Origin of the sequence: Saccharothrix sp. (genome assembly GCF_031180885.1) — a bacterium.
In the GTDB taxonomy this organism is placed as follows: domain Bacteria; phylum Actinomycetota; class Actinomycetes; order Mycobacteriales; family Pseudonocardiaceae; genus Actinosynnema.
In genome coordinates this window covers 448,947-475,057 of record NZ_JAPSLK010000001.1, presented here as the reverse complement: position 1 = coordinate 475,057, position 26,111 = coordinate 448,947, and the positions used below count along the sequence as shown (strand labels likewise).

The window sequence follows — 26,111 nt, the reverse complement described above, 5'->3', positions numbered from 1 at the left end:
GCCGGGCGGAGGCGGGAGCGGGCTTCGGCCAGGGCGAAGCCGAGCAGGTTCAGGCCCTGCCACTGCTCCGGGTCGGTGGCGCGCGGGTCGTCCTCGGTGAGCCCGATGCCCCACACCCGGTCCAGCGGACTGGCCTCCACCAGGACCCGGTCGCCGGTGGCGAGCAGGTAGTCGCGCAGGTCCGGGTCCGCGCCGAACTTCAGCGCGCTGCCGTCGGCGACGATCGCGAACCGCTGCGCGTCCCAGGTCTCCTGGTCGAAGCCGCGCACCTCGCGGCCGAGGTCCTTGGCCTGGCGGGGGTGCTTCGCGGCGAGGATGCGCGCCGCGGTGTCGAGGTCGTCGAACAGGACGGCCTTGCGCCACATCATGTAGTGCTCGGCGGTGGCGAAGACGTGGCCGTCGGCGGTGAAGGGCGACGGGTACCACTGGCTGAGGCAGCCCTTGTGCACGGACCCGCCCGGCGCGTTCTGGTTCCAGAAAAAGAGGTACTTGGGACGCGCGCCGGCGCGGATGGCGTCGACCAGCTCGGGTCTGCTGCGGACTGCGTGCACGGGCGGCAGTATGGGGACATCCGATGGGCTGAATCCAGCGGAAATTGGCCGGCGTGCGCGCCGCACCGGACTGTCGTACCCCGCTGGGAGAATGAGCCCCAGGGGGCGCTCGACCGGGAATGTCGGTCCCCCGTGGGACGATGGAGACGGGGGCCGGAGGCCACGGCCGAGCACCCGCGAACCCGCCGAACCGCAGGTCAGCGGTGGGTGCCGGTGCGCCAGGTCAGGTACTCGGTCAGCCCGGGGAGCAGGCGGCTGGTCACGTCGAACGCCTTGAGCTGCCACGGGAACACGACCTCGGACCGCCCCCGTTCCACCGCCCGCGCGATCTCCTCCGCCACCCGCTCCGGCGTGACGGTCGGGATGAGCCGCGCGATCGAAGGGATGCGCTCCTCCGCCCCCGGGTTGTTGCGGAAGTACTCGCTGCTCACCTTGCCCGGCACCACCTCGCTCACCCCGATCCCCGTGCCGCGCAGGTCCTGGCGCAGCGCCGCGGTCAGGCCGCGCAGCGCGTAGCGGGACGCGGCGTAGCCCGTCGCGCCGGGAATGGGCATGCGGGACACCGGCGAGTTCACGTTCACGATCCGCCCCGCCCCGCGCGCCCGCATGGCCGGCAGGAAACTCCTGGTCACGTGCAGGGCCGCGCCGAACGGCAGCGCGGTCATGGCGTCCAGCTCGGCCGCCGGGGTGTCGTCGAGGAACAGCCACCGGCCGGCGCCCGCGTTGTTCACCAGCACGTCCGGCGCGCCGAACTCGCCCAGCACCCGTTCGGCCAGCGTGCCGATCGCGTCGACGTCCGCGAGGTCGGTGGGCACCGCGACCGCACGGCCGCCGAACCCCTCGACCCGTTGGACGACGGATTCGAGCGCTTCGGCGCTGCGTGCCACAAGTACGACAACCGAACCACGCCGTGCCAGCGTCAACGCGGTCGCCGCGCCGATGCCCTGCGACGCCCCCGTCACCACGACGGTCCGTCCTGCCAAACGCACGTTCCCTCCTCATCCCACCGCGCGAACGCGGGTCACCAACACCGCCGCGACCAGGGTCGCCAGCGCCGACACCGCGAACAGCCCGCGGTACCCGCCGAGGGACGCCAGCACGAACGTCGTCAGCAGCGGCGCGACGACCTGCGGCAACGAGTTCGCGATGTTCACCACCCCGAGGTCCTTGGCCCGGTCGGACGCGGCGGGCAGCACCTGGGTCAGCAGCGCCAGCGCCACCGCCCAGTACCCGCCGAACCCGACGCCGAGCAGCGGCGCGGCGACCAGCGCGGCGGTCCACGTGGGCCACGCGGCCAGCAGCAGCGCCGCCAGCGCCATGACGAACGCCGACGCGTACACCCAGGGCTTGCGCCGTCCACTGCGGTCCGACCACACCCCGACGGCGAACGCGCCGAGCGCCAAAGCCGTGCCGTACAACAGCATCAGCACCAGCAGACCGTCCTCCGGCGACGGGTGGCGGACGACGTCGTCCAGGAAGTACAGCAGGTAGAGCGTCCCGAACGCGTTCCCCAGGTTGATCATGAAGTGCGCGCACCACGCCCACGCGAAGTCCGGGTGCCGGCGCGGCGACACCCACAGCTCGCGCCACCGCAGCTCCGGCCGGACGACGATCCGCGCGTCCGGCGTGCGCACCACGAACAGCACCGCACCCAACAGGACCACGACCGCGCACGCCAGGTACCCCGCGACCAGCCCGGACACCACGACCGTCACGACCACCGCGCCCAGCACGGTCCCCAGCATCTGGCTGGTCCCGACCAGCCCGCCGACCTTCGCCCGCTGCCGCACCGGCACCCGGTCCGGCACGGCGGAGGTCAGCGCGGCGAGCATCCCGTTCAGCCCGGCCTGCACCAGGCACCACCCGACGACCATGACCCCGACCGACGACGCCGACGCCAGCACCACGAGCCCGAGCGCACCCACCAGCGCACCGCCCAGCGTCCAGGGGTGCCGCCGCCCGAACCGGGACGTGGTGCGGTCCGACGACAGGCCGATCAGCGGGTTCGCGACCAGCGCCACCGCCGCGCCCACGCCCGTGACCAGCCCGAACACCGCCTCCTTGGACGTGCCCGCGAGCAGTTCGGCCTGCTGCGGCAGCAGCACCTGGATCGGCGCGTAGATGCCCAGCCACAACCCGAGGTTGGCCAGGAACAGCCACCCCATCCACGACCGCCGGACCGGGGTGACCGGCTCGGCCCACGGGTCGACCGCGGTCACCGGCGGATCCGATCCCGGTACCAGGCGAAGGACGCGCGCGGCGTGCGCTTCTGGGTCTCGTAGTCGACGTGCACCAGCCCGAACCGCTGCGAGTACCCCGAGTCCCACTCGAAGTTGTCCACCAGGGACCACACGAAGTACCCGCGCACACCGGCTTCGAGCGCCGCCTCGATGTGACCGTCCAGGTAGGAGATCCGGTCGGTGTCCTCGATCGCCTCGCCGAAGCTGCACCCGCTCTCGGTGACGTAGACGGGCGGCAGGTTCGGGTGCCGTTCGCGCAGCGCCGCCACCATCTCGCGCAACCCGTGCGGCACCACCGGCCAGTCGAACGCGGTCTTGGGGTACTCGTCGATGTCGACCAGCTCGAACGGCAACGGGTTGCCCTCGGACGGCGTCCGCAGGCGGGTCGGGTTGTAGTAGTTGACGCCGTAGAAGTCGAGCGGCTCGGCGGTGATCGCCAGGTCGCCGTCCTGGATCGGCAAGCGGTCGGCCAGCTCGGCCGGGTACGTGCCGGCGAGCAGCGGATCGGTGAACAGCCAGTTGTGCAGGGCGGAGTAGGCGTGCGCGGCTTCGACGTCGTCCGGGGTCGCGGGCCACGCGGGCGTGTGGTTGTTCGCGGTGCCGATCGCGCGGGCGCCGGACGACCGCAGGGCTTGGACGGCCAATCCGTGCGCGAGGTTGAGGTGATGGGCGACGGGCAGCGCGTCGTAGAGGAGCGCTTTGCCCGGGGCGTGCTGCCCGATGGCGTGCCCCAGAAGAGTGAGGATCGCCGGTTCGTTGATGGGGATCCACATCGCGACGCGGTCCGCCAGGCGCGCCGCGACGGTCGAGGCGTACTCGGCGAAGCGGAAGGCGGTGTCGCGGGCGAGCCAGCCCCCGGCGTCCTCGACGGACCGGGGCGTGTCCCAGTGGTAGAGGGTGGCCACCGGGGCGATCCCGTTGTCCAGCAACAGGTCCACGAGCCGGTCGTAGAAGCCGAGGTCGGCCGCGCGGGGCCACGCGACGGAGAACCGGTAGGCGCCGACGCCGAGGTCCCGCATCAGGGCGACGTCCTCGCGGTAGCGGTGGTAGTGGTCGCACGCGACGGCGGCGGTCTGCCCCTCGAAGGCGGGGAAGTCGTCCCACACCGACGGGACGCGGCCATCCTCGTGGAACGCGCCCTCGATCTGGAACGCGGACGTCGAGACACCCCAGAGGAAGTCGTCGGGCAAGGTCACGCGAGCCTCCCAGAACGTGAAAGTGATTCGGATCGTAGGCGTGTTGGCCCCCAACGGGAAGTACTGGCGCCCGGGACCGGGCACTATGGAGACCCGCAACCCACCCAGCAGGAGTCGCCGTGACGAGTACGACCCCGTTGCGCCGCCAGCCGGTGCAACAGCGCAGCGCCAAGCGCGTCGAGCGGATGCTCGAGGCCTGTGCCTCGCTCATCGAGGAGGTCGGCTACGACGGCGTGACAACGACACTCATCGCCGAGCGGGCCGGAGTGGCGGTCGGGTCGCTCTACCAGTTCTTCCCGGACAAGCGCGCGGTGGTGCAGGCGCTGACGCTGCGCAACCTGGAGAAGTTCATCAGCACCGTGGACGGGCGGTTCACGTCCAAGACGCTGGACCACTGGTGGGACGCCGTCGACACGATCTTCGACGTCTACGTGTCCATGCACCGCGAGGTGCCCGCGTTCAGCAAGCTGCACTTCGGCGACGTCGTCGACATGCGGCTGCTCGACGACCGGCGGGACAACAACACGGTCATCTCCGACCGGATCGCCGAGATGATCTCGACCAAGTTCGACATCCCGCTGGACAAGCTGCAACTGCCGATCTCGATCGCGGTTCAGGCGGCGGACGGCGTGCTGAACCTGGCGTTCCGGACCGACCCGGCGGGCGACCAGAAGATCCTGGACGAGGCGAAGGCGCTGGTGCGGGGGTATTTGTCGACAAGGCTCCCGGACTGAGGGGTCGACCGGGCCGTCAGCCGAAGGACTTGCCCTCGCCGCGGTAGGTGGGCGCGGTGTGCACGACCGCGTCCCCTTGCACCACGTGGTAGTGGGTGAACCGCTCGGCCAGCTCACCGGCCTTGGCGTGCCGGAACCACACCCGGTCGCCCAGCGCGAGCACGTCCGCGGCCCGGCCGACGACCGGCGTCTGGACCTCGCCGGCGCCCTCCAGCGGGGTCAGCTTGAGCCCGACCGGCAGGTACGGCGAGGGCAGCCGGTCGGCGGTGGCGGTCCCGGACGCCAGGTAGCCGCCCGCGAAGACGGTGGCCACGTTCGCGCCGGGCCGCCGCACGACCGGGAGCGCGAACATCGCCGCGGGTCGGGGCCGGAACGCCCGGTAGGCGTCGAACAGGGTGGGGCCGATCAGCCCGGACCCGGCGGCCAGTTCGGTCACCGACGGGTCGGCGCCGGTGGTCTCCAGGCTGCCGGTGCCGCCGCCGTTGACGAACTCCAGGTCCGCGACGCGCCGCACGGCGGACACGGCCTCGACCCGCCGCTCGACCAGTTCCGCCGAGGACTTCCTCTGCATCCACCGGACCGCGGCCGCCCGCAGTGGCTTGCCGATCGGGGAGTCACCCAGTCCAGCGATCTGACCTTCGTAGGCCATCACTCCGACGAGTGAAAATCCGGGTCTTTTGGTGATCTTTGAGGCCAGTTTCGCGGCGTCCCGGGCGGAGTGCACGGGTGAGCGGCGGGGGCCGACGTGCAGTCCGGGAAAAGGCCGCCACGACACGTCCAGCTCCAGGCACACCCGGACCGGCGGGTGGCCGGTGCCGAGGGCGGCGTCGACCAGGTCGAGGTGCTGCACGGAGTCGACCATGATCGTCACCCGGCGGAGGGCCTTCTCGTCCGAGGCGAGCGCGCGCAGCGACCCGTGGTCGGCGGTCGGGTAGGCGACCAGGAGGTCGTCGGACAGGTCGCACTCGGACAGCCACAGGGCTTCGGCGAGCGAGTAGCACATCACGCCGGCGTATCCCGGGCGTCCGAGCACTCGTTCGAGCAACCAGCGGACCCGCACGGACTTGCTCGCCACCCGCACCGGCTTGCCGCCGGCGCGGCGGACGAGGTCGGCCGCGTTGTGGTCGAACGCGTCCAGGTCGACGATCGCGAAGGGCGCGTCGAGCGCTTTGGTCGCGGTGTCGAGACGGCTGCGTGGCTGCATGCGCTCACCGTACTTGAAAGGTGAAAGGGTTTCACCTACGGTGCGTGCAACAGGTCACACCGGAGGTGGGCGTTGGGTACCCCGTGGAGGAACTGGGCGCGCACGGCGACCGCGAGCCCGCACCACGTCGAGCACCCGGCGAGCGCCGACGAGATCGCCGAGGTGGTGGCGCGCGCGGAGGCGATCCGGCCACGCGGCAGCGGCCACTCGTTCACCGCCATCGCGTCCGCGCCCGCCGTCGCCCTGGACCTCGACCGGTACACCGGCATCACGGAGGTGTCGGGCAGCCTGGTCACGGTGCGCGCCGGCACCACCCTCCGTCAGTTGAACGCCCTGCTGGACGGCCTGGGTCTGGCCTTGGCGAACCTGGGCGACATCGACGCCCAGACCATCGCCGGCGCCATCTCCACCGGAACGCACGGCACAGGCGCCAAGCTGGGTGGCCTGTCGACGCAGGTCACAGCGCTGGAGTTGATCCTGGCGACCGGCGAGACCGTCCGCTGCTCGGAGTCGGAACACCCCGACCTGTTCAACGCGGCGCGCGTCGGCCTTGGTGCGTTGGGCGTGATCAGCACCGTCACCCTCCGCTGCGTGCCGGCGTTCGTGCTGCACGCCCGGGAGACGCCGGAGCGGCTGGACCGGGTGCTGGAGGAGTTCGACGACCTGACGGCCGTCGAGGACCACGTGGAGTTCCACTGGTTCCCGCACAGCGACAACGTGATCCTCAAGCGCAACAACCGCACTGACGAGCCGGCCGCGCCTTTGTCGAAACTGCGGCATTTTTACGAGTACGAGGTAATGGAGAACGGTGCTTTCGGCCTGGTCTGCCGAGTGGCCCGCACCCTGCCAAGAACAACTCGCACACTCAATCGATTTTGCGGCAACATGATCTCGGCCCGCGTCTACCAGGACACTTCCCACCGCGTGTTCGTGACGCCACGCCGAGTCAGGTTCGTAGAATCGGAATACGCCATCCCCCGCTCGGCTCTGCACGACGTGCTGCGCGAACTCAGATCAGCGGTGGCTCGCCTGGACCATGGTGTGATCGTGCCGATCGAAGTGCGCGTGGCCCAAGCCGACGACATCTGGCTCTCGACAGCACACGGCCGCGACACCGCTTACATCGCCGTGCACCAGTACCTGGGAATGCCGTACCGCCAATACTTCGACATCTTCGAAAAGATCGCCACCACAGCCAACGGCCGCCCCCACTGGGGCAAAATGCACACCCAGGCCGCCGCCGACCTGGCCACCCGCTACCCCCACTTCACCGATTTCACCACACTGCGCAAAACTCTCGACCCAACCCAAAAATTCACCAACCCCTACCTCGACCGCGTCCTAGGCTGAGCACTCGGTTGCCGGATGCCGGGCTGCCGGATGCCGGGGAGCCAATCGATTGCGGTCCGGGGTGAGGGCCGGCAGGCGCGGGACCGATCGACTCGGCGGGGATCGGCGAGCGGAGAGCCGGAACGATCGCGGTGCGGATCCGACCGGGTCGGCGGGGGCGGCGGGCCGAACGAGCCCGCCCCTGCGAGCCGGCAAGTCGAGGGAAGCGGGGCCCGCGGCCAGCCAGGCGATCAGGGCGGGCAATCCAGCCTCACCGCGCGGACCCCACCGCGCTGGACCTACCGCGCCAGACCTACCGCGCCAGACCTACCACCGCACCGGATTCGCCGCCGGATGCGCCGCACCTGGCACGGCTCGCCGGGCCGGACCAGGCCGCGCTCGCAGGGCCGCGCCGCGCTCGCCCGCGCCAGACCAGCCGCGCCAAGCCGGGCTGCGCCAAGCCAACCGGGGCCAGGCCGGGCCACGCCCAGCCGGGCCGCGCCGGGCCGAGCCGGGCCGAGCCGGGCCGCGCCGGGCCGGGCCGCGCCGGGCCGGGCCGCGCCGGGTCGGGCCGAGCCGGGTCGCGCCAAACCCAGGCGGCGCCGGGCCGGGCCGGGCGGGCCAGGCGGCGAACCCAGGCCGGGCCGGGCGGGCCGGGCTGCGACTGGGCGGGCGATGGCCGGCGCCGGCGCTCCCGGCACCGACAGGGCGGCCGGGTTCCGGGTGGCGGTCGGTTCGGCGGGGACTTGGGGGTGGGGTGGTGTGTGGGGCGGGGGTGTTAGGTCCTTGCCCCGTGGTGTCCGCCGTTCCTTATTACGGAATCGCGTGAGATGGCGGAAAGTTGCGGATACTGCATGTCGCTCGATCGGGTGCATGTGCCCTGCACCCCGTTTGCCCAGGTTACAGGGCTTCTTCGATCGGCGTGGACCCGGAGATTAGCTCGTACGTGTGACCAGCTGTGGCGGGGTGGTCCAAGAGGGCCACCAGTACTGCTGCCACGTCGGCCCTGGGGACTTCGCCTCGTAGAGGAGACTCCGACAGTTCTACCCGACCGGTGCCGGGCGCATCGGTGAGCCTTCCGGGGCGGAGGATGGTCCAGTCGAGAGGGCGGGATTTCAAGTCGGTTTCGGCTGCCGCTTTGGCGGTCAGGTAGGCGTCGAAGACCTCGTCACCTGTTACGCGGCCGATGCCGGTTGTGCTGATCTGCACGAAGCGGGCCACGCCGGATTGTTGGGCGGCTGTCGTGAACAATGCCGCCGCGGCTCGGTCTACCGTGTCCTTGCGGGCTGCGCCGCTACCCGGGCCCGCGCCGGCGGCGAAGACCGCTGCGTCGGCTCCCTTGAGGTGTTCCGCGAGTGAATCCGGGTCGGTTGCTTCCAAATCACACAGGACCGGCTCGGCTCCGACCGCTTTCACGTCTTCGAAGTGGTCCGGGTTGCGGACCAGGGAGATGACCTCGTCGCCCCTGTCCGTCAGCAACTCCGCCGTCAGCAGTGCGATCTTGCCGTGCCCGCCCGCGATCACCACTCGCATGACGGCAAACCTAGATCACGCGACCGGGTCCGGCACCGTGGCGAGAACCTGCTCGTACACCAGCTCGTTCACCCACCGCGTGGTCGCCGTGTCCTCGACCGGAACGGTCTCGTTGCGGCCGGCGACGTCCATCGTCAGGGCCGACTCCTCGTCCGCCAGCAGCACCGACACGCCGTAGCGCCGCACCCGCGGCAGGCAGTTCGACAGGTAGTCGTGGGTCAGCGCGACCGACGACGGCAACACGGCCGCCGCGTTGCCGAACCGGGCGAACGGCACCGCGGACGCCAGCGCGGTCCGCCAGTGCCGCGCCACCGCGAGAACACCGATGATCCGGACCGCGGCGGGCGGCACGCGGCCGTCCATCTCCGGCCACACCCACGTGGACACCGTGGTCCGGTCCGTCTCCGGACCCGCGCCCAGGCACACGCGCTCGGCGTGCGCGTCCGCCAGCAGCTCGGCGACCACGATCACCTTGCGGCCCATCAGGACCATCTCCGGCAGGACCACGCCGTGCCAGCCGAGGCGCACCGCCGCCGCCGCGGCGAGGTCCGCCGCGTCACCGGGCAGTTCGGGAACCGGGATCGCCGTGGCCGACAGCGCCCGTGCGTCGCCGGTGTCCGCGATCCGTGCTGGGGTGCTGCTCACGCCAGGGCCTCCTCGGCAACCACGGCGGGAAGACCGCCGCGTTTCGACTCGTGCTCTGCATAAGGCCTACCACCCGGGCACCCCGCCGCTCCCCGGCTCGACGGGCCCCTGCGATCGACGGCGCCGAGCGGTCGGTAACCGGTCGAAACCCCCGACCGGGAGTTCGGCCCGGCGATGCTGCCGTCCGGGTGACGTCCACCGGCCGGAACCGGCGAAAAACGTGCTCAGCGTGCACGGGCCACGCGCGCGTCGGCCACGGAAGTGACGGCGCTCACCGCACGACCCACCGCTCGACCGACCGCTCACCGATCGAAATCGACCGACGGACGGCGGGAGGAGAGGCGCGGACGACAGATGGCCGTGCGCGGCGTGGACGGAGGCGGCGGGGGCAGGGCGAGGGACGCGGCAAAGGCCGCGGGAGAGGGGCGGCGGCAGAGGGTGGATGGGGTGGCGCTTCGGGCTCCCGCACGACGGCGACGACCGGCGAACGGTGCGACGAAGATCACTACGGCGGGCTACCGGAAGGCGATCGGACGCGGCCGTTCGAGTGACGCAGATCACCGGTGGAGGCCGCCCCGGCAGCCACCTTGGCACAACGAAAATCCCCCGCCTCCGAAACCTCGGAGACGGGGGATTCCCTTGAGTGGGCGAGGGGGGAGTTGAACCCCCACGTCCTTTCGGACACACGGACCTGAACCGTGCGCGTCTGCCATTCCGCCACTCGCCCGGAGCGACGTGGAGAACACTAGCACGGCCTCCGTCCGGGTTACCAATTGCCCCGTGTACCGGCACGTCACCCCGGATACGATCGGTGGCAGAAGTCGACCGAGTCGGAGGGTTGCCGTGGGCCTCGTGGAGCGCTTTGAGCGCCGTCTCGAAGGCATCGTGGGCAACACCTTCGCGCGTGTGTTCGGCGGGAACGTCGTCCAGGAGGAAGTGATCCCCGCGCTCCAGCGCGAGGCGGAGGTCAACATCCGCGAGTTGGCGGGCGGCCGGCTCCTCGCCCCGAACCACTACATGGTCCTGCTGGGCCCAGAGGACCACGATCGGCTTGCCGGTGACGGCCAGGATGAACTACGCATCACCCGTGCACTGGGGGACTCCATCCGGGAGTACCTCGAGGAGAGCGGATGGGATACCTATGGTGACGTCGTAGTCTCCTTGGAGCGCTCCGACGCGCTGCACACCGGACAGTTCCGAACCAGCTCGTCCGTCGACCCCGACGTGAAAGTTGCCAGCCGACGGTCAGCACCACCTCGCACAGGAGACGGATCGATGAGCCAGCCTCCCGGCTACGGACAACAGGGCCAGCCCGGCTACGACCCCTACGCGCAGGGCGGCTACGGCCAGCAGGGCTACGACCAGGGCTACGGCCAGCAGCAACCGGGTTACGACCAGGGCTACGGCCAGCAGCAGGGCTACGACCAGGGCTACGGCCAGCAGGGCGGCTACGGCGGCCAGCAGGGCTATGACCAGGGCTATGGCCAGCCAGGCTACGACCAGGGTTACGGCCAGCAGCAGGGCTACGGCCAGCCAGGCTACGACCAGGGTTACGGCCAGCAGGGGTACGACCAGGGCTATGGCCAGCCGGGCTACGACCAGGGTTACGGGCAGCAGGGCTACGGGCAGCAGCCCGGCGGCTACCCGGACCCGTCCCAGGGCTACGCCCCGCCCGCGGTGCAGTCCGGTCCGCGCCAGCTGAACGCGACGCTGCACCTGGACGACGGTTCGAACCGCACCTACAACCTCAAGCAGGGCGGCAACGTCGTCGGCCGCGGCCAGGAGGCGGACTTCCGGCTGCCCGACACCGGCGTGTCCAGGAGGCACCTGGAGATCACCTGGGACGGGCACAGTGCCATGCTCGCTGATCTCGGTTCGACAAACGGCACCACGGTGAACGGCACTCCAGTGCAGACTTGGCAGCTCGCGGAAGGCGACGTCGTCCGCATCGGCCACTCCTCGCTGGTCTTCCGCACCCAGGGCTAGGGGTCGAAGCGGGCGGGTGACGGCGGAAAGAGTCAGGAGCGGTTACAACCGGTGCCAGAGCTGGTGATGCAGCTGACCAGAGCGGGTTTCCTCGTCCTGCTCTGGTTGTTCGTGTTGGCTGCGCTGAGAGTGGTCCGCTCCGACCTGTACGCGGCGTCGGGACTGCGCGTTCCGACGCCCGGTCTGCGGAGAGGGACCGGCAAGGCCGGTAAGGGCGGCAAGGCGCCCCGGCAGCTCGTCGTGACGCACGGCGCGCTGGCGGGCACCCGCATCTCCCTGGACGGCAGGCCGATCCTGATCGGCCGCGCCGACGACTCGACGCTCGTGCTGGACGACGACTTCGCGTCCACCCGGCACGCGCGCCTGTCGCTGCGCGGCACCGACTGGTACGTGGAGGACCTGGGCTCCACGAACGGCACCTACCTCGACCGGGCGAAGGTCACGGCCCCACTCCGGGTCCCGCTCGGCACCCCGATCCGTATCGGCAAAACGGTGATCGAGCTGCGCACATGACCCTCGTCCTTCGATACGCGGCCCGCAGCGACCGGGGCCTGGTCCGCTCCAACAACCAGGACTCCGTGTACGCGGGCCCACGCCTGCTCGCGCTCGCCGACGGCATGGGTGGCCACGCCGCGGGCGAGGTCGCCAGCAAGGTGGTGATCGCCGCCCTGGCCCCGCTCGACGACGACGAGCCGGGCGACGACCTGCTGGGCCAGCTCCGCGACGCGGTCATCGCGGGCAACGGCGCGATCTCCGAACTCGTGCAGTCCGACCCGGATTTGGACGGCATGGGCACCACGCTCACCGCGGTCCTGTTCGCGGGCACCCGCCTGGGCATGGTGCACATCGGCGACTCGCGCGCCTACATGATGCGCAACGGCACGTTCACCCAGATCACGCACGACGACACGTTCGTCCAGTCGCTGATCGACGAGGGCCGGATCACCGAGGAGGAGGCCGCGACCCACCCGCAGCGGTCGCTGCTGCTGCGCGCCCTCACCGGGCACGAGGTGGAGCCGCGGCTGATGGTGCGCGAGGCCCGGCCGGGCGACCGGTACCTGCTGTGCTCGGACGGCCTCTCGGGCGTGGTCAGCATGGAGACCCTCGAGGAGGCCATCCGCATCCCGGACCCGCAGGCCTGCGCGGACCGGATGATCGAGCTGGCGCTCAAGGGCGGCGGCCCGGACAACGTGACGGTCGTGGTCGCCGACGTGGTCGACATCGACTTCGGGGAGGACGCCCCGATAGTGGGCGGCGCGGCCGGAGACGGCAGCGAAGACCCACCACCACCCGACTCGCCCGCCTCGCGGGCGAGTTCGATAACCGGGCCCCGGCCGATCCCGCAGCGCATCGAGCCGCCGCAGCCACCGCCGCCGCAGCGGTCCCGCGGCGGGCGGGTCAAGGCCGTGCTGCTCGTCGTGTTCGTGCTCCTGCTGCTGGTCGCGGCGGGCCTGGGCACCCGCTGGTACGTGCTGCGCCAGTACTACGTGGGCGCCGCGCCGGACGGCCAGGTGTCGATCTTCCGCGGGGTCACCGGCAGCGTCTTCGGCATCGACCTGCACAGCCTGGTGGAGGGCTCGTGCCCGCCGGGCGCGCAGGCGTGCGAGCCGATCACGGTGGACGACCTGAAGGTGGCCACGCGGGACGTGGTGCGCAACGGCATCACCGACGTGGACGGCCTGGAGGGGGCGCGCGAGGCGATCCGCCGCCTGCGCACCGAGCAGACCCTGCCGCTGTGCCCGAAGGAGCAGCCGACCACCACGACGACCACCGCTCCGCAGCCGGGCCTGGACCCGTCCGCAACCACCACGGCGCCGACGACGTCCACCACTCAGGAGGGCACGCCGCTGCCCACGCCCGTGCAGAAGCCGGGCACGGACTGCCGGAAGGGTCAGTAGACGCATGGGTTCGCCGGTCCCCGGCGCGGAGGGCACGCCGCTCTCGGCGGCGAGCAGCACCTCGCCGGGTCTGAAGCCGCCCACGAGGCGGAGCAGCGAACTCTTCCTGCTCGCGTTCGCGGCGGGCCTGGTGACGATCGCGCTGATCCTGGTGGAGGCCAACCAGGAGCAGGAACTGACCATGCGGATCGTGTGGCTGGGCCTGGCCTACCTGGGCGTGCTCACCGTCGCGCACCTGGCGGTGCGGAAGTGGGCGCCGTACGCCGACCCGGTGATCCTGCCGTGCGTGGCCCTGCTCAACGGCCTGGGCCTGGTCATGATCCACCGCATCGACCTGGCCAAGGAGGGCGACACGCTGCCCGGCGGCGGCGTGTGGTCGCCCGCGGCGCCCAAGCAGGTGCTGTGGACGGCGATCGCGCTGGTGCTGTTCTGCATCGTGCTCGCGGTGCTGTCCGACCACCGCACGCTGGCCCGCTACGGCTACACGTTCGGCTTCCTCGGCCTGGTGGCGCTGGTGCTGCCCGGTGTGCTGCCCAGCTTCATCGCGCCGGAGATCAACGGCGCGAAGATCTGGTTGAGCTTCGGCGCGTTCTCCATCCAGCCGGGTGAGTTCGCGAAGATCCTCTTGATGGTGTTCTTCGCCGCGTTCCTGGTGTCCAAGCGCGAGCTGTTCACCGCCGCCGGGCGCCGGGTGCTGGGCCTGGACCTGCCGCGCGCCCGCGACCTGGGGCCGCTGGTGGCCGCGTGGGCGGTCGGCGTGAGCATCATGGTGCTCCAGAAGGACCTCGGGTCGTCGCTGCTCTTCTTCGGCATCGTGCTCGTACTCCTGTACGTGGCGACCGAACGCGCGGCGTGGGTGGTGCTCGGCGTGGGCATGTTCTGCGTCGGGGCGGTGGTGGCGTGGCGGCTGTTCGGCCACGTGCAGATCCGCGTGCAGAACTGGCTGGACCCGTTCGCCGACCCGTCGGGCAAGGGCTACCAGATCCTCCAGTCCCTGTTCGGGCTGGGCACCGGCAACATCTTCGGCGCGGGCCTGGGCGGCGGGCGGCCGGACGAGATCCCGGAGGCGAACACCGACTTCATCACCGCGGTGATCGGTGAGGAGCTGGGCTTCGTCGGCCTGTCCGCGGTGCTGGTGCTGTACACGGTGCTGGCGCTGCGCGGCATGCGCAACTCGCTCGCGGTGCGGGACACGTTCGGCAAGCTGCTCGGCGGCGGCCTGTCGTTCGCGGTCGCGTTCCAGATCTTCATCGTCGTCGGCGGTGTCACCAAGCTGATCCCGATGACCGGCATCACCGCGCCGTTCCTGTCCTACGGCGGCTCGTCGCTGCTGGCGAACTACATGCTGGTCGCGCTGCTGCTGCGGATATCGGACGCGGCGCGCGCGCCGAAGTCGACGCCGAAGCCGCGCCCGCAGCAGCCCGCGATCGCCGACCAGTTCACTGTCATGGTGGAGCGTCCCAAATGAACACACCGCTCCGCCGCGTCGGCCTCGCCATGATGGTGATGATGTTGCTGCTCCTGGGCAACGCCACCTACGTCCAGGTGATCAAGGCCGACGACTACCGGAAGAACCCGCTGAACCGGCGGGTGCTGCTGGACCAGTACTCGCGGGAGCGGGGCCAGATCATCGCCGCGGACGGCACGCCGATCGCGACCGTGGAGAAGACCACGGACCGCCTGCGGTACCTGCGCAAGTACGCCAACGGCCCGGCGTTCGCGCCGGTCACCGGCTTCTTCTCGACCACCTACGGCACGTTCGGCCTGGAGCGGGTCGAGGACGACCTGCTCAACGGCTCGGACGACCGGCTGTTCGCGCGCCGGGTGTCCGACCTGATCACCGGCCGGGACCCCAAGGGCGGCAGCCTCCAGCTCACCATCGACGCCGCGCTCCAGCAGGTCGCCTACGAGAAGCTCCAGGGCGTCACCGGCTCGGTGGTGGCGATCCGGCCGCAGACCGGCGAGATCCTGGCCATGGTGTCCACCCCGTCCTACGACCCGAACCTGCTCGCCAGCCACGACGTGGAGGAGCAGGAGAAGGCGTGGCTGGAGTACACCGCCGAGGACGGCCCGCAGCCCACCCGCAACCGGTCGGTGGCCGAGATCTACCCGCCCGGGTCGACGTTCAAGCTGATCGTGGCCGCGGCCGCGCTGGAAGAGGGCGCGAACAAGGACACCCAGGTCGACGGCCGCCCGGTGATCACCCTGCCGGGCACCACCCAGACGCTGCCCAACTTCAACGACACGACGTGCGGCAACGGCGTAACCGCCACCCTGCAGGAGGCGTTGGCCAAGTCGTGCAACACCGCGTTCGCCGTGCTCGCCGACCAGCTCGGCCCGGAGAAGCTGCGCAAGAAGGCGCGCGAGTTCGGGTTCGACGACAGCGAGCTGACCATCCCGCTGTCGGTCGCCACCTCGACGATGGGCCCGATGGCGGACAAGCCGTCGGTGTACCAGAGCGGCATCGGCCAGCGGGACGTGCGGGTCACGCCGCTGCAGAACGCGATGATGGCCGCCACCATCGCCAACGGCGGCGCCCGGATGAAGCCGCACTTCGTGCAGAAAATCCTCGCCCCGGACCTGTCGGTGATCAGCGAGACCAAGCCCGACGAGCTCGACGAGGCGATGGCCCCGGACGAGGCGGCGCTGCTGCGCGACATGATGGTCGAGTCGGAGAAGAACACCGGCGGCACCGGCAAGCTGTCCGGGGTGACCATCGCGTCGAAGACCGGCACCGCCGAGCACGGCGCGAACGTGCGCGAGAACAACCCGCACGCCTGGTACGTGGCGTTCGCGCCGGCCGAGAAGCCGGAGATCGCGATCGCCGTGATCGTGGAGAACGGCGGCCAGCAGGGCCTGTCCGCGACCGGCGGCCGGGTGGCCGCGCCGATCGGCCGCGCGGTCATCGGCGCGTACCTCGGGAGCCGCTGATGCTGACCTCGGGCCAGTTGCTCGCCGAGCGGTACCGCCTGTCCCGGCGGATCGCGGTCGGCGGCATGGGCGAGGTCTGGGAGGCCGCCGACACCCGGCTGGACCGCAAGGTCGCGGTGAAGGTGCTCAAGGCGGAGCTGTCCGGGGACTCGGAGTTCCTCAACCGGTTCCGGATCGAGGCGCGCACGACGGCGTCGCTGAACCACCCGGGCATCGCCGCGGTGCACGACTACGGCGAGACCGCGTCGATCCCGGACGGCCCGGAGGACACCGCGTACCTGGTGATGGAGCTGGTCGAGGGCGAGCCGCTGGCCGCGATCATCGCCCGCGGCAGGCTCGGCGCGGACCGCACGCTGGACCTGCTGGAGCAGGCGGGCAACGCGCTGCAGGCCGCGCACGAGCGGGGCCTGGTGCACCGGGACGTCAAGCCGGGCAACATCCTGGTCACCCCGGCGGGCAAGGTGAAGATCACCGACTTCGGCATCGCCAAGGCCGCCGACGCCGCGCCGGTGACGCACACCGGCATGGTGATGGGCACCGCGCACTACATCGCGCCGGAGCAGGCCCTGGGCCACGCCGCCGAACCGGCGAGCGACGTCTACGCGCTGGGCGTGTGCGGCTACGAGTGCCTGACCGGGCACCGCCCGTTCCTGTCCGAGAACGCGGTGACCGTGGCCATGATGCACATCCGGGACGTGGCGCCGCCGCTGCCGCCGGACGTGCCGCCGGGGCCGCGCGCGCTGATCGAGGCAACCCTGGTGAAGGACCCGCGGCAGCGCTACCGCAACGGCGGCGAGTTCGCGGCGGCGGTCAGCGCGGTGCGCAGCGGCCAGCCGCTGCCGGTGCCCACGGGCCTGGCCATGGCGGTGGCGCCACCGCCGCCGGTGTTCACCGGCGCGCAGGTGACCCACCCGGGCATCCCGGTCACCCACCCCGGTTCGCGGCCCGGGATGCAGCCGGTGCCGCAGGTCAACACTCCGCGCACGGGCGCTTTCGGTCCGTTGCCGCCGCCGCCGCGACCACCGGGGCGCAACCGCGCCCTGCTGTGGGTTATGGTCGCTGTGCTGGTGGCCGTGCTGCTGGTGCTCGGCGTGGTCATCCTGCGTGCGCTGGGTGGTGACGACGAGGTGCCGGTCGGCACGGGCACGACCAGGGCCGGCGAGACGAACCAGGTGGGCGCTACGAGCGCCCGCACCTCGCCGCCGGACTCGACCGATCGGATACCCGGCACCCCGAAGGTCACGATCACCGAGTCCGACTTCGTCGACAGGCCTGCCGACGAGGTGGCGAGGAAGCTCCACGGGTACGGCCTGGAACCCGAGGTGCACGCCGACCAGGGCGGCGCGCCGCGGGACGCGAAGCGGTGCCTGGTGTCGGACGTGAGCCCGACCGGTGAGGTTGCGATCGGCTCACGGGTGACGGTGACGTGTGTACCGACGTGACGGCGGAACGGTACGAAGGCGGACGGAAGCGATGGCAGGACCGTTGACGAGGAGCGGGACGAAGCACTGATGAGCACTCCGCGACTGCTCTCCAACCGCTACGAGCTGGGCGAGACCCTCGGATACGGCGGCATGTCGGAGGTGCACAAGGGCCGCGACGTCCGGCTCGGCCGGGACGTGGCGATCAAGGTGCTGCGCGCCGACCTCGCCCGCGACGCCCAGTTCCAGGAGCGGTTCCGCAGGGAGGCGCAGAACTCCGCGGCGCTGAACCACCCCGCCATCGTCGCGGTCTACGACACCGGTGAGACCAACACCGAGTACGGGCCGCTGCCGTACATCGTGATGGAGTACGTGGACGGCCGGACGCTGCGCGACATCGTCAAGACGCAGGGCCCCATGTCGGGCAAGCGCGCCATGGAGATCATGGCGGACGTCTCGGCGGCGCTGGACTTCAGCCACCGGCACGGCATCGTGCACCGGGACGTGAAGCCCGCCAACGTGATGATCACCAGATCCGGCGCGGTGAAGGTGATGGACTTCGGCATCGCCCGGGCCGTGCACGACGGCCAGGCGGCGGTGACCCAGACGGCGGCCGTGATCGGCACCGCCCAGTACCTGTCGCCGGAGCAGGCGCGCGGCGAGGCGGTGGACGCCCGGTCGGACGTGTACGCGTCGGGCTGCGTGCTGTTCGAGCTGCTGACCGGCGAGCCGCCGTTCACCGGCGACTCGCCCGTGGCGGTGGCCTACCAGCACGTGCGGGAGGACCCGAAGCCGCCGTCGGCGCTGAACCCGAAGGTGACGCCGGCGCTGGACGCCATCGTGCTCAAGGCCATGGCCAAGGGCCCCGCCAACCGCTACCAGTCGGCCGCCGAGATGCGCGCGGACCTGGTGCGCGTGCTGTCCGGGCAGCGCCCGTCCGCGCCCGCGGTGATGACGCCCGAGGACCGGACCGCGGTGCTCAACCAGTCGCCGCGCACCGAGGTCGCGCCGGGCGGGCGGCACCGGCCGTCGGCGCTGCGCGAGGAGCCCGCCGACTACGACCCGATCGCGGACGAGGAGGAGGAGCGGCGCGCCCGGCGCAAGAAGACGATCATGATCACGCTGGTCGTCCTGCTGTGCATCGCGGTGCTCGGCCTCGCCGCCTGGATCACCAAGTCTTTGCTCGACGACGACAAGGGGACCGGCGCGGCGAAGATCGAGGTGCCGCCGCTGAAGGGCCAGACCCAGTCGGCGGCCAGCGCGGAGCTGAGCCGGCTCGGGTTCAACCCGCTGGTCAAGCAGGTGCCGTGCCAGCCGGGCTCGCAGCCGGAGTGCACCAACGAGGACATCGGCAAGGTCCTGGACACCGACCCGCGCTCGGGCACCAAGCTGGACAAGTTCGCCAACGTGACCATCCTGGTCGGCGCCGCGCCGGAGGCGGTCGAGGTGCCGGACGTGCGCGGCCTGAGCGCCGCGGACGCGCAGAAGAAGCTCCAGGACGCCGGGTGGGGGTTCAAGCAGGACACCGCGACCGTCGAGGTCGAGGACCCGAAGCTGATCGACAAGGTCGCGAACCAGAACCCGTCGCCGGGCACGAAGGCGCCCAAGGGCAGCACGATCACGGTGACCCTGGGCAAGGGCCCGGACACCGTGCAGCTGCCGGACGTGACCGGTCAGACCTTCGCCGACGCCAAGGCGACGCTGGAGGGCAACGGCTTCAAGGTGCAGTCCAAGGACGTGGACAGCCCCGAGAAGCAGGGCGAGGTGGTGGCCCAGAACCCCGGCCCCGGCCGGGTGGAGAAGGGCTCGCTGATCACGCTGAGCGTCTCCAAGGGCAACCAGATCCTGATGCCCGACCTGACCGGGATGACCGTGGACCAGGCGCGGAGCAGGCTCAGCCAGCTCGGGTGGACCGGTGACCTGAACGTGTCCTCGAAGTCGCCGACCAACGACATCACGCAGGACAAGAAGATCATCGACCAGGAGGTCAAGCCGAACCAGGCGATCGCCAAGAACGGCCGCGTGAACGTGGTCCTGGCGGAGTTCAAGGTCGGCGCGACGACGACCACCAGGTAGGGCTCGTGAAGACGACAGGCCCCCGGCTGCGCGCCGGGGGCCTGTCGTTTGTCCACAGGGTTGCCCACAGGGGTGGACAACTCGAACGGGTGTTCGATTCAGGCGCGTTGAGCCGCGGCGGCGAGCTGGCGCATGCCGTTCTCCAGGCGGGCGACGGTGGTCTCGGGCACCTCGAAGCCGCACACCTTCAGCCAGTTGGCGAGCATCCGGTGGCCGCCGTCGGTGAGCACGGACTCGGGGTGGAACTGGACGCCCTCCACCGGCAGCTCGCGATGGCGCATGGCCATCACCACACCGGACTCGGTGCGGCCGGTGACCTCGAACTCGGCCGGGATGGTGTCCGGGAGAACGGTCAGCGAGTGGTAGCGGGTCGCGGTGAAGGGGTTCGGCACGCCGGCCAGGACGCCCGCGCCGGTGTGGTGCACCACGCTGGTCTTGCCGTGCAGCAGCTCGGGCGCGAGGTCGACGGTGCCGCCCCACACCGCGCCGATGGCCTGGTGGCCGAGGCACACGCCGAACACCGGCGTGCCGGTGTCCGCGCAGTGGCGGATGACGTCCATGCTCGAGCCTGCCTTGTCGGGCGTGCTGGGCCCGGGGCTGACGAGCACGCCGCCGACCTCGCCGATCTCGTCCAGCTCGACGGCGTCGTTGCGCCGCACGACGCACTCGACGCCGAGCTGGGCGAGGTACTGGACGAGGTTGTAGACGAAGCTGTCGTAGTTGTCGACCACGAGCACGCGCATGCCCGCCAGCGTAGCCGTGACCAACCTCTCGCAAGAAGTGATCTTAGGCTAACCTAACCTAGAGGTATGACACGTTCTCTGCGCGTCGCCGTCGTCGGCGCGGGCCCCGCGGGCATCTACGCCGCCGACACGTTGATCAAGTCCGACGCCGACGTCCGCATCGACCTGTTCGAGCGGATGCCCGCGCCGTACGGCCTGATCAGGTACGGCGTCGCCCCGGACCACCCGCGCATCAAGGGCATCGTCAACGCCCTCCAGCGCGTGCTGGACCGGCCGGAGGTCCGGTTCTTCGGCAACGTGGAGTACGGCGTCGACCTCAAGCTCGACGACCTGCGCCAGTTCTACGACGCCGTCGTCTTCTCCACCGGCGCCGAGAAGGACCGGCCGCTGGACGTGCCCGGCATCGACCTCGACGGCTCGTACGGCGCCGCGGACTTCGTGTCCTGGTACGACGGCCACCCGGACGTCCCCCGCACCTGGCCGCTGCGCGCGTCGCAGGTCGCCGTGCTCGGCGTCGGCAACGTGGCGCTCGACGTCGCCCGCATCCTCGCCAAGACCGCCGACGAGCTGCTGACCACGGAGATCCCGGACAACGTGTACCAGGGCCTGAAGGCGAGCCCGGTCACCGACGTGCACGTGTTCGGCCGCCGCGGGCCGGCGCAGGCCAAGTTCACCCCGCTGGAGCTGCGCGAACTCGACCACTCGCCCAACGTCGAGGTCATCGTGCACCCGGAGGGCATCGACTTCGACGAGGCCGGCATGGCCGCGATCCGGTCGAACAAGCAGGTCGAGATGGTCGTCAAGACCCTCCAGGAGTGGGCGATCAGGGATGCCGGCGACCGCCCGCGCCGGCTGCACCTGCACTTCCTCGAAGCGCCCGTCGAGGTGCTGGGCGAGGACGGCCGGGTGGTCGGCCTGCGCACCGAGCGGATGGAGCTGACCGGCGACGGCGGCGTGCGCGGCACCGGCGAACACACGGACTGGTCGGTGCAGGCGGTGTACCGGGCCGTCGGCTACCTGTCGTCGCACCTGCCGGACGTGCCGTTCGACCACCAGTCGGGCACCGTGCCGCACCAGGCGGGCCGCGTCCTGGACCTCGACGACCAGGCCATCCCCGGCGTGTACGTGACGGGCTGGATCAAGCGCGGCCCGATCGGCCTCATCGGCCACACCAAGGGCGACGCGCTGGAGACGGTGACCAGCCTGCTCGCGGACGCACCCCTGCTCCCCGAACCGCCGGTCGCCGACCCGGACGCGGTGGTCCGGTTCCTGGAGCAGCGCGCCGTGCCGTTCACGACGAACGAGGGCTGGCTCAAGCTCGACGCCCACGAGATCGCCCTCGGCCAGGAGCAATCCCGCGCCCGCATCAAGGTCGTCGACCGCACCGAGATGACCGCGATCTGCCGAGACGAGTGACCTCGCACGATCCGGGCCGCCGCGCGGCCCGGGTCACCGCCGCCGCGCGCGGCCCGGGTCACCGCCGCCGCGCGGCCCCGGATCGTCCGCCGCGCGATGCGCTTCGCTCGTCGCACGGCCGGGGTTGTCGGTGTCGCGTGAGACGATCGAAGCGGGGGCCGGAGGCCGGGCCTACTGCGGGGTCGTCACGTTGTTGAACGGCAGTTTCGGCTCGATCCACGGGAACACCACGAACAGCAGCAACGCCACCACCCCGGCCGCCAGCACGGTCGCCTCCAGGATGCGCACCGGCAGCGGGCCGGGGAGGTGGCGCCAGATCCAGCCGTACATCACTGCTCCTTGAACTCTTCGGGCACGAACCCCTCGGCCTTCGGGTAGCCCTGCGTGAGCACCGCGTGCACGATGAGCCGCTGCTTGTCGGAGAACCGCGGGTGGCACGTGGTCAGCGTGAGCAGCGCGACCTGCTGGGCCTGCGGCACCTCGCCCTCGAAGTGCGGGACCGGGTCGATGACCTCGCCCTGCGTCGGCAGCACGATCTCCTGGCCCACCGTCTTGTCGTACGGCGCGCCCAGCGGCGAGACCTTGCCGCACTTCGGGTCCTTCGCCTTGTCGCTCTGCGCCCACCCGGCGACCTCGTTCGCCTTGGGCAGCATCCGGTAGACGAACCACTCCGTCTTGGTCTCGATGATGATCGCGTCGCACGCGTTGAGCAGGTCGAGGTCGTTGAACGGCGCGCCCTTGCCGACCCGGTGGCCGGCGACCGCGAAGTTGCCGGGCGCGCCGGGCAGCGCGGTGTTCACGTAGTGGCCGGGCCCGATCTCCAGGTGCTTGTCGCTGGTGCCCTCGACGACGGAGAACTTGTAGTCCGGTCCGAACGCCGGGATGTACATCTTGGCGAAGGCCTCGCCCTCGACCAGGTCGTACTGCGCCTGCCGCTGCGGGTCCCCGCCCTGGACGGTGTTCGCGCCCCACTTGTCGTCCAGGGCCGAGGTGGCGTCGTCCTGCTTGCCCGCGGAGATGAGGTCGGTGATGTAGACCTCGTAGACCACGAACAGCAGGATCACCAGGCCCAGCGTGATGAGCAGCTCGCCGACCGTGCGGACGGTCTTGCGGGCGGCGCTGTCCGGCGGGGGTGGTGGAGGCTCGTCGTCCTCGTAGTCGTCGTCCTCGTAGTCGTCGTACTCGTCTTCGTAGTCGTCGTAGTCGTCGTCGACCGACTTGATGATCTCGGTCGGCGGGTCGACCGGGCGCGGGCGCGGGGGGCGCGGCGGACGGGCGGGACCGGCCGGGGGGAGGCTGCCGGAGAACGCGCTGGTGTACCGCGTGGCGTCCGGCGGCGCTCCGGGGGGACCTTGGGGGGCGCCGGGGGGTGGGCCGGGGTGCGGTCGGCGGCCGGGGGTCTGCGGCTCGGGGTCGCCGTTCAGGGGACGGCCAAGCGCACCGCCGGGCGGGGTGCCCGGCCCACGGGGCGGAGTGCTCGGCATCCCGCCCGGTGGCGTGCCCGGCCCGCCAGTCCTCGGCATCCCTCCGGGCGGCGTGCCCGGTCCGCCGGACCTCGGTAGCCCGCCGGGTGGCGTGCCCGGTCCGCGCGTGCCGGGCATCTCCCCGGGGGGCGTGCTCGGCCCGCCGGACCCCGGCAGACCGCCGGGTGGCGTGCCCGGTCCGCGAGTGCTCGGCATTCCACCCGGTGGGGTGATCGGTGCGCGCGTGCTGGGCATTCCGCCGGGCGGCGTGCTGGGTCCGCGCGGCGGCAAAGGCTCGGGGGCGCGACGCCTCCCACCGGGTTCGGGCACGTCATCCGGTGCGCGACGCCTTCCGCCGGGCTGAGGGTGACCACCGGGCGGAAGCACTGGCGGTTCCTCCGGTGCGTGACGCCGCCCGCCCGGCTCGATGTACCCGCCCAGGCTCGGCTCCGGCTCCTCCTCGCGCGCCCGCCTGCGCCCACCGGCCCGCTCGTACGGGACGTCGTCGTCGTCCTCGTCGCGCCGCCGCCGTCGACCACCGCCCGACTCGGGGGCCGCGTAGCCGGCCCCGACGTCGAGCCGGCCCGAACGGGTCTCCGGGTCGTACCCGCGCGGTCCTGGCGCAGGGGTGGCGTCGTAGCCCAAGTCGTAGCCCATGCCGTCGTGGCCCGGGTCGTCGTAGCCGGGATCGTGGTGGCGGGAACCGGCCGGGCGACGCGGCGCGTGGTCCTCCCAGGCGGGTGACACCCGGGTGACCTCCTCCGGGCCCGGCGGCGGGATGGGGGCGTGCGGCCGGGGACGTGGCGGCGGGCCCGACGGGCCGCCTCGCGGCGGGGGCGGGTCGTAGCTCACCGAAAAACCTCCCGGGCCGAACGTTCCAGAACTACACGGTGCTTCAGGGACCTGCTCGGTTACGTTAACGTGTTCATCCAGCAGTGGACGTAAACTCGCGCCACTGGAGGCTCATCCACCCGTCAGGCGAGGACAGAATGCCCAAGTCCAAGGTCCGCAAGAAGGCCGTCTACACGGCGCCGGCCGATCGCCGCACCCCGGTGAAGGTCAAGGCGGCGGGACCGTCGCACCCGGTCTACATCGCCGTGATGCTCGGCATGATGCTGCTCGGTCTGGCGTGGCTCGTGGTCAACTACATCGCGGGCGACAAGGTGCCGGTGATGATGGACCTCGGGAGCTGGAACTTCGGTATCGGGTTCGCCCTGATGATCATCGGTCTGCTCATGACCATGCGGTGGCGCTGACCACCTCGCTACGCCACGTGGCAGACGGCCCGGACGCGCTACACGTCCGGGCCGTCGCGCGTTAGCCGTTCGTTCACCCCGTTCACCGGCGGGTCACCGAAGCACAGAGATGTAACTCATCCCCAATGGGGACAACTCCTGTGGACAACTTTGCGCCAATTTGCACAAGCGCCGGTAGAGCCCCTCAGTTGTCCACATGCGGAACACTCGAAGGCGTGACGCCTCACCGTTCCTGGTCGCCCAGACCCGCCGCCGTCGCCCTGGCCTGGGTCCTGGCCGCAGTCGCGCTCGTGCTCACCGTCCTCGGCCCCGACGCCGCCACCCGGCTGCTCATGGGCACCGGAACGGCCCTGGTCCTGGGCATGGCGGCGTACGGCACGTTCGTGCGCCCCCGCCTCACCGTGGACGACACGGGCCTCACGGTCCGCACCCTCACCGGCCCCCGCCACCTGCCCTGGCACGAGGTCCACGTCAAACTCGTCCACACCCGCCGCTTGGGCCGCGAGGTGACCACCCTCGAACTGGACTGGCACCGCGGCGACGACGAGCAGCTCTACGTGCTCACCCCCACCGACCTGGGTGCCGACCCCCGCGACGTCGCGGACGTCCTGCACGCCCTGCGCCCCTAGCCAAGCTGACCCGCCCGCACCGCCACCAGCACCACGAACAGCACCAACCCGGCCGCGACGACCGCCGCCTGGTACCACTCGCGCTTCTCCCGCGGCGCGAACACCAGCCCGGCGGTCACCAGCGCGCCGGCCACGAAACCGCCCGCGTGACCGATGAGCGAAGCACCCGGAAGGGTGAAACTGGACACCACGTTCAGCACGAACACCGGCAGCACGACACCGGGGTTGAACCCCATCGGCCGCATCGCCACCAGCACCGCGCCCATCAACCCGTAGACCAGGCCGGACGCGCCCGCGCCGAGCGAACCCGGGTTGCCGAACAGGAACACGGCCGCGCCGCAGCCCAGGATGGACAGCACCGACACCGCGAGGAACCGGACCGTCCCGAACGCGGGCTCCAGCAGCCAGCCCAGGATGCCCAGCCACACCATGTTCAGCGCCAGGTGCAGGAACCCGAAGTGGGTGAACGCGTTGGTGGCGAACCGCCACCACTCGCCGTCGACGACCACCGCCCACGGCCACAGCCCGAAGTCCCCGAACAGCGGGGCCCGCTCGACGTTCAGCGGGTTGCCCGCCTGGACCGCCAGGGCCACGAACACCAGCAGGTTCAGCCCGACCAGGACCGGGGTCGCCAGCAGCCGCCCGCGACCCTCCGCGCCGACGAAGTTGCGGGCGCGGCGGACCGTGCGCCGGCCCTCGTTCACGCAGTCGACGCACTGGTAGCCCACCGCCGCCTCGCGCAGGCACTCGTGGCAGGCGGGTCGGTCGCACCGGTTGCAGCGCAACCCGGTGACCCGGCCGGGGTGCCGCACGCAGGCGACAGCGCCGACCGGGTCACCCGGCGCGACTGGGGTGCTCAT

At 71.3% G+C, this 26,111-nt stretch carries 23 protein-coding genes and 1 tRNA gene; 12 read left to right on the top strand and 12 right to left on the bottom strand.

Going from position 1 to position 26,111, the window contains the following annotated elements:
- From RIN75_RS02375 to RIN75_RS02360, 4 genes are all read right to left on the bottom strand, one after another.
- Window positions 1-551 (bottom strand): NADAR family protein (locus RIN75_RS02375; RefSeq protein WP_309110052.1); only part of this gene is annotated, 551 nt, incomplete at its 3' end.
- A gap of 197 nt (window positions 552-748) precedes the next feature.
- Window positions 749-1,540, bottom strand: coding sequence for an SDR family NAD(P)-dependent oxidoreductase (locus RIN75_RS02370; RefSeq protein ID WP_309110051.1), 792 nt, complete (start codon window positions 1,538-1,540; stop codon window positions 749-751).
- A gap of 9 nt (window positions 1,541-1,549) precedes the next feature.
- Window positions 1,550-2,716 carry an MFS transporter gene (locus RIN75_RS02365; RefSeq protein WP_309110427.1) on the bottom strand — a complete coding sequence of 389 codons (1,167 nt, stop codon included), beginning with the start codon at window positions 2,714-2,716 and terminating at the stop codon, window positions 1,550-1,552.
- Between the two features lie 50 nt (window positions 2,717-2,766).
- Window positions 2,767-3,987, bottom strand: coding sequence for a family 1 glycosylhydrolase (locus RIN75_RS02360; protein WP_309110050.1), 1,221 nt, complete (start codon window positions 3,985-3,987; stop codon window positions 2,767-2,769).
- Window positions 3,988-4,106: 119 nt separating this feature from the next.
- Between RIN75_RS02360 and RIN75_RS02355 the strand changes: the two genes are divergently transcribed.
- Window positions 4,107-4,721 (top strand): TetR family transcriptional regulator, encoded by a 615-nt coding sequence (locus tag RIN75_RS02355; RefSeq protein ID WP_309110049.1) that lies wholly within the window; start codon window positions 4,107-4,109, stop codon window positions 4,719-4,721.
- A gap of 16 nt (window positions 4,722-4,737) precedes the next feature.
- Here the strand turns inward: RIN75_RS02355 and RIN75_RS02350 are convergent, their stop codons facing one another.
- Window positions 4,738-5,925 (bottom strand): amino acid deaminase/aldolase, encoded by a 1,188-nt coding sequence (locus tag RIN75_RS02350; protein ID WP_309110048.1) that lies wholly within the window; start codon window positions 5,923-5,925, stop codon window positions 4,738-4,740.
- A gap of 72 nt (window positions 5,926-5,997) precedes the next feature.
- Here RIN75_RS02350 and RIN75_RS02345 point away from each other — a divergent pair, with 72 nt between their 5' ends.
- The gene (locus RIN75_RS02345; RefSeq protein ID WP_309110047.1) at window positions 5,998-7,275 is read left to right on the top strand and encodes a D-arabinono-1,4-lactone oxidase; all 1,278 of its coding nucleotides are present in this window, start codon (window positions 5,998-6,000) and stop codon (window positions 7,273-7,275) included.
- Between the two features lie 879 nt (window positions 7,276-8,154).
- On the opposite strand, the gene RIN75_RS02340 is transcribed toward RIN75_RS02345, so the two are convergent.
- The 3 genes from RIN75_RS02340 to RIN75_RS02330 form a co-directional block, all read right to left on the bottom strand.
- Window positions 8,155-8,787 (bottom strand): NAD(P)H-binding protein, encoded by a 633-nt coding sequence (locus RIN75_RS02340; protein WP_309110046.1) that lies wholly within the window; start codon window positions 8,785-8,787, stop codon window positions 8,155-8,157.
- Window positions 8,788-8,802: 15 nt separating this feature from the next.
- Entirely contained in the window at window positions 8,803-9,432 is a 630-nt protein-coding gene (locus RIN75_RS02335) for a hypothetical protein (RefSeq protein WP_309110045.1), read from the bottom strand.
- A gap of 644 nt (window positions 9,433-10,076) precedes the next feature.
- A tRNA-Leu gene (locus tag RIN75_RS02330) sits at window positions 10,077-10,159 on the bottom strand.
- A 116-nt stretch (window positions 10,160-10,275) separates the two neighbouring features.
- On the opposite strand from RIN75_RS02330, the gene RIN75_RS02325 reads away from it, so the two are divergent.
- The 7 genes from RIN75_RS02325 to pknB all read left to right on the top strand — a co-directional run bounded on the left by RIN75_RS02325 (window position 10,276) and on the right by pknB (window position 19,744).
- The gene (locus RIN75_RS02325) at window positions 10,276-11,418 is read left to right on the top strand and encodes a DUF3662 and FHA domain-containing protein (RefSeq protein WP_309110044.1); all 1,143 of its coding nucleotides are present in this window, start codon (window positions 10,276-10,278) and stop codon (window positions 11,416-11,418) included.
- Window positions 11,419-11,469: 51 nt separating this feature from the next.
- Window positions 11,470-11,931 carry an FHA domain-containing protein gene (locus RIN75_RS02320; protein ID WP_309110043.1) on the top strand — a complete coding sequence of 154 codons (462 nt, stop codon included), beginning with the start codon at window positions 11,470-11,472 and terminating at the stop codon, window positions 11,929-11,931.
- On the top strand, window positions 11,928-13,316 hold the full coding sequence (locus tag RIN75_RS02315) for a protein phosphatase 2C domain-containing protein (protein ID WP_309110042.1): 1,389 nt from the start codon (window positions 11,928-11,930) through the stop codon (window positions 13,314-13,316). Before RIN75_RS02320 ends, RIN75_RS02315 begins: the two co-directional genes overlap by 4 nt.
- A 4-nt stretch (window positions 13,317-13,320) precedes the next feature.
- Window positions 13,321-14,784: an FtsW/RodA/SpoVE family cell cycle protein gene (locus tag RIN75_RS02310; RefSeq protein ID WP_309110041.1), complete on the top strand. Its 1,464-nt coding sequence runs from the start codon at window positions 13,321-13,323 to the stop codon at window positions 14,782-14,784.
- Complete coding sequence (locus RIN75_RS02305; RefSeq protein WP_309110040.1) at window positions 14,781-16,247, top strand: penicillin-binding protein 2; 1,467 nt, start codon at window positions 14,781-14,783, stop codon at window positions 16,245-16,247. The genes RIN75_RS02310 and RIN75_RS02305 overlap by 4 nt, the downstream gene beginning before the upstream one ends.
- Entirely contained in the window at window positions 16,247-17,689 is a 1,443-nt protein-coding gene (locus RIN75_RS02300; protein WP_309110039.1) for a serine/threonine-protein kinase, read from the top strand. Before RIN75_RS02305 ends, RIN75_RS02300 begins: the two co-directional genes overlap by 1 nt.
- 69 nt (window positions 17,690-17,758) lie before the next feature.
- Complete coding sequence (gene pknB, locus RIN75_RS02295) at window positions 17,759-19,744, top strand: Stk1 family PASTA domain-containing Ser/Thr kinase (RefSeq protein WP_309110038.1); 1,986 nt, start codon at window positions 17,759-17,761, stop codon at window positions 19,742-19,744.
- Between the two features lie 98 nt (window positions 19,745-19,842).
- On the opposite strand, the gene RIN75_RS02290 is transcribed toward pknB, so the two are convergent.
- Complete coding sequence (locus tag RIN75_RS02290; protein ID WP_309110037.1) at window positions 19,843-20,487, bottom strand: aminodeoxychorismate/anthranilate synthase component II; 645 nt, start codon at window positions 20,485-20,487, stop codon at window positions 19,843-19,845.
- A gap of 66 nt (window positions 20,488-20,553) precedes the next feature.
- On the opposite strand from RIN75_RS02290, the gene RIN75_RS02285 reads away from it, so the two are divergent.
- Window positions 20,554-21,903 (top strand): FAD-dependent oxidoreductase, encoded by a 1,350-nt coding sequence (locus RIN75_RS02285; protein ID WP_309110036.1) that lies wholly within the window; start codon window positions 20,554-20,556, stop codon window positions 21,901-21,903.
- Window positions 21,904-22,074: 171 nt separating this feature from the next.
- Here the strand turns inward: RIN75_RS02285 and RIN75_RS02280 are convergent, their stop codons facing one another.
- Entirely contained in the window at window positions 22,075-22,233 is a 159-nt protein-coding gene (locus RIN75_RS02280; protein ID WP_309110035.1) for a hypothetical protein, read from the bottom strand.
- A complete protein-coding gene (locus RIN75_RS02275; protein WP_309110034.1) occupies window positions 22,233-24,113 on the bottom strand; it encodes a class E sortase in 1,881 nt (626 codons plus the stop codon). The genes RIN75_RS02280 and RIN75_RS02275 overlap by 1 nt, the downstream gene beginning before the upstream one ends.
- A 242-nt stretch (window positions 24,114-24,355) precedes the next feature.
- Here RIN75_RS02275 and crgA point away from each other — a divergent pair, with 242 nt between their 5' ends.
- Window positions 24,356-24,622 carry a cell division protein CrgA gene (gene crgA, locus RIN75_RS02270; RefSeq protein WP_121223886.1) on the top strand — a complete coding sequence of 89 codons (267 nt, stop codon included), beginning with the start codon at window positions 24,356-24,358 and terminating at the stop codon, window positions 24,620-24,622.
- Between the two features lie 215 nt (window positions 24,623-24,837).
- Window positions 24,838-25,251, top strand: a complete 414-nt coding sequence (locus tag RIN75_RS02265; RefSeq protein ID WP_309110033.1) for a PH domain-containing protein — start codon at window positions 24,838-24,840, stop codon at window positions 25,249-25,251.
- On the opposite strand, the gene RIN75_RS02260 is transcribed toward RIN75_RS02265, so the two are convergent.
- Window positions 25,248-26,111: a rhomboid family intramembrane serine protease gene (locus tag RIN75_RS02260; protein ID WP_309110032.1), complete on the bottom strand. Its 864-nt coding sequence runs from the start codon at window positions 26,109-26,111 to the stop codon at window positions 25,248-25,250. The genes RIN75_RS02265 and RIN75_RS02260 overlap by 4 nt on opposite strands.

Bases quoted from the DNA above. Each gene is read 5' to 3' on its own strand.
- RIN75_RS02260 (WP_309110032.1), bottom strand. From the start codon at position 26,111: ATGAGCACCCCAGTCGCGCCGGGTGACCCGGTCGGCGCTGTCGCCTGC.
- RIN75_RS02350 (WP_309110048.1), bottom strand. From the start codon at position 5,925: ATGCAGCCACGCAGCCGTCTCGACACCGCGACCAAAGCGCTCGACGCG.
- RIN75_RS02280 (WP_309110035.1), bottom strand. From the start codon at position 22,233: ATGTACGGCTGGATCTGGCGCCACCTCCCCGGCCCGCTGCCGGTGCGC.
- RIN75_RS02300 (WP_309110039.1), top strand. From the start codon at position 16,247: ATGCTGACCTCGGGCCAGTTGCTCGCCGAGCGGTACCGCCTGTCCCGG.
- RIN75_RS02285 (WP_309110036.1), top strand. From the start codon at position 20,554: ATGACACGTTCTCTGCGCGTCGCCGTCGTCGGCGCGGGCCCCGCGGGC.
- RIN75_RS02305 (WP_309110040.1), top strand. From the start codon at position 14,781: ATGAACACACCGCTCCGCCGCGTCGGCCTCGCCATGATGGTGATGATG.
- crgA (WP_121223886.1), top strand. From the start codon at position 24,356: ATGCCCAAGTCCAAGGTCCGCAAGAAGGCCGTCTACACGGCGCCGGCC.
- RIN75_RS02365 (WP_309110427.1), bottom strand. From the start codon at position 2,716: ATGGGGTGGCTGTTCCTGGCCAACCTCGGGTTGTGGCTGGGCATCTAC.
- RIN75_RS02315 (WP_309110042.1), top strand. From the start codon at position 11,928: ATGACCCTCGTCCTTCGATACGCGGCCCGCAGCGACCGGGGCCTGGTC.
- RIN75_RS02290 (WP_309110037.1), bottom strand. From the start codon at position 20,487: ATGCGCGTGCTCGTGGTCGACAACTACGACAGCTTCGTCTACAACCTC.
- RIN75_RS02310 (WP_309110041.1), top strand. From the start codon at position 13,321: ATGGGTTCGCCGGTCCCCGGCGCGGAGGGCACGCCGCTCTCGGCGGCG.
- RIN75_RS02340 (WP_309110046.1), bottom strand. From the start codon at position 8,787: ATGCGAGTGGTGATCGCGGGCGGGCACGGCAAGATCGCACTGCTGACG.
- pknB (WP_309110038.1), top strand. From the start codon at position 17,759: ATGAGCACTCCGCGACTGCTCTCCAACCGCTACGAGCTGGGCGAGACC.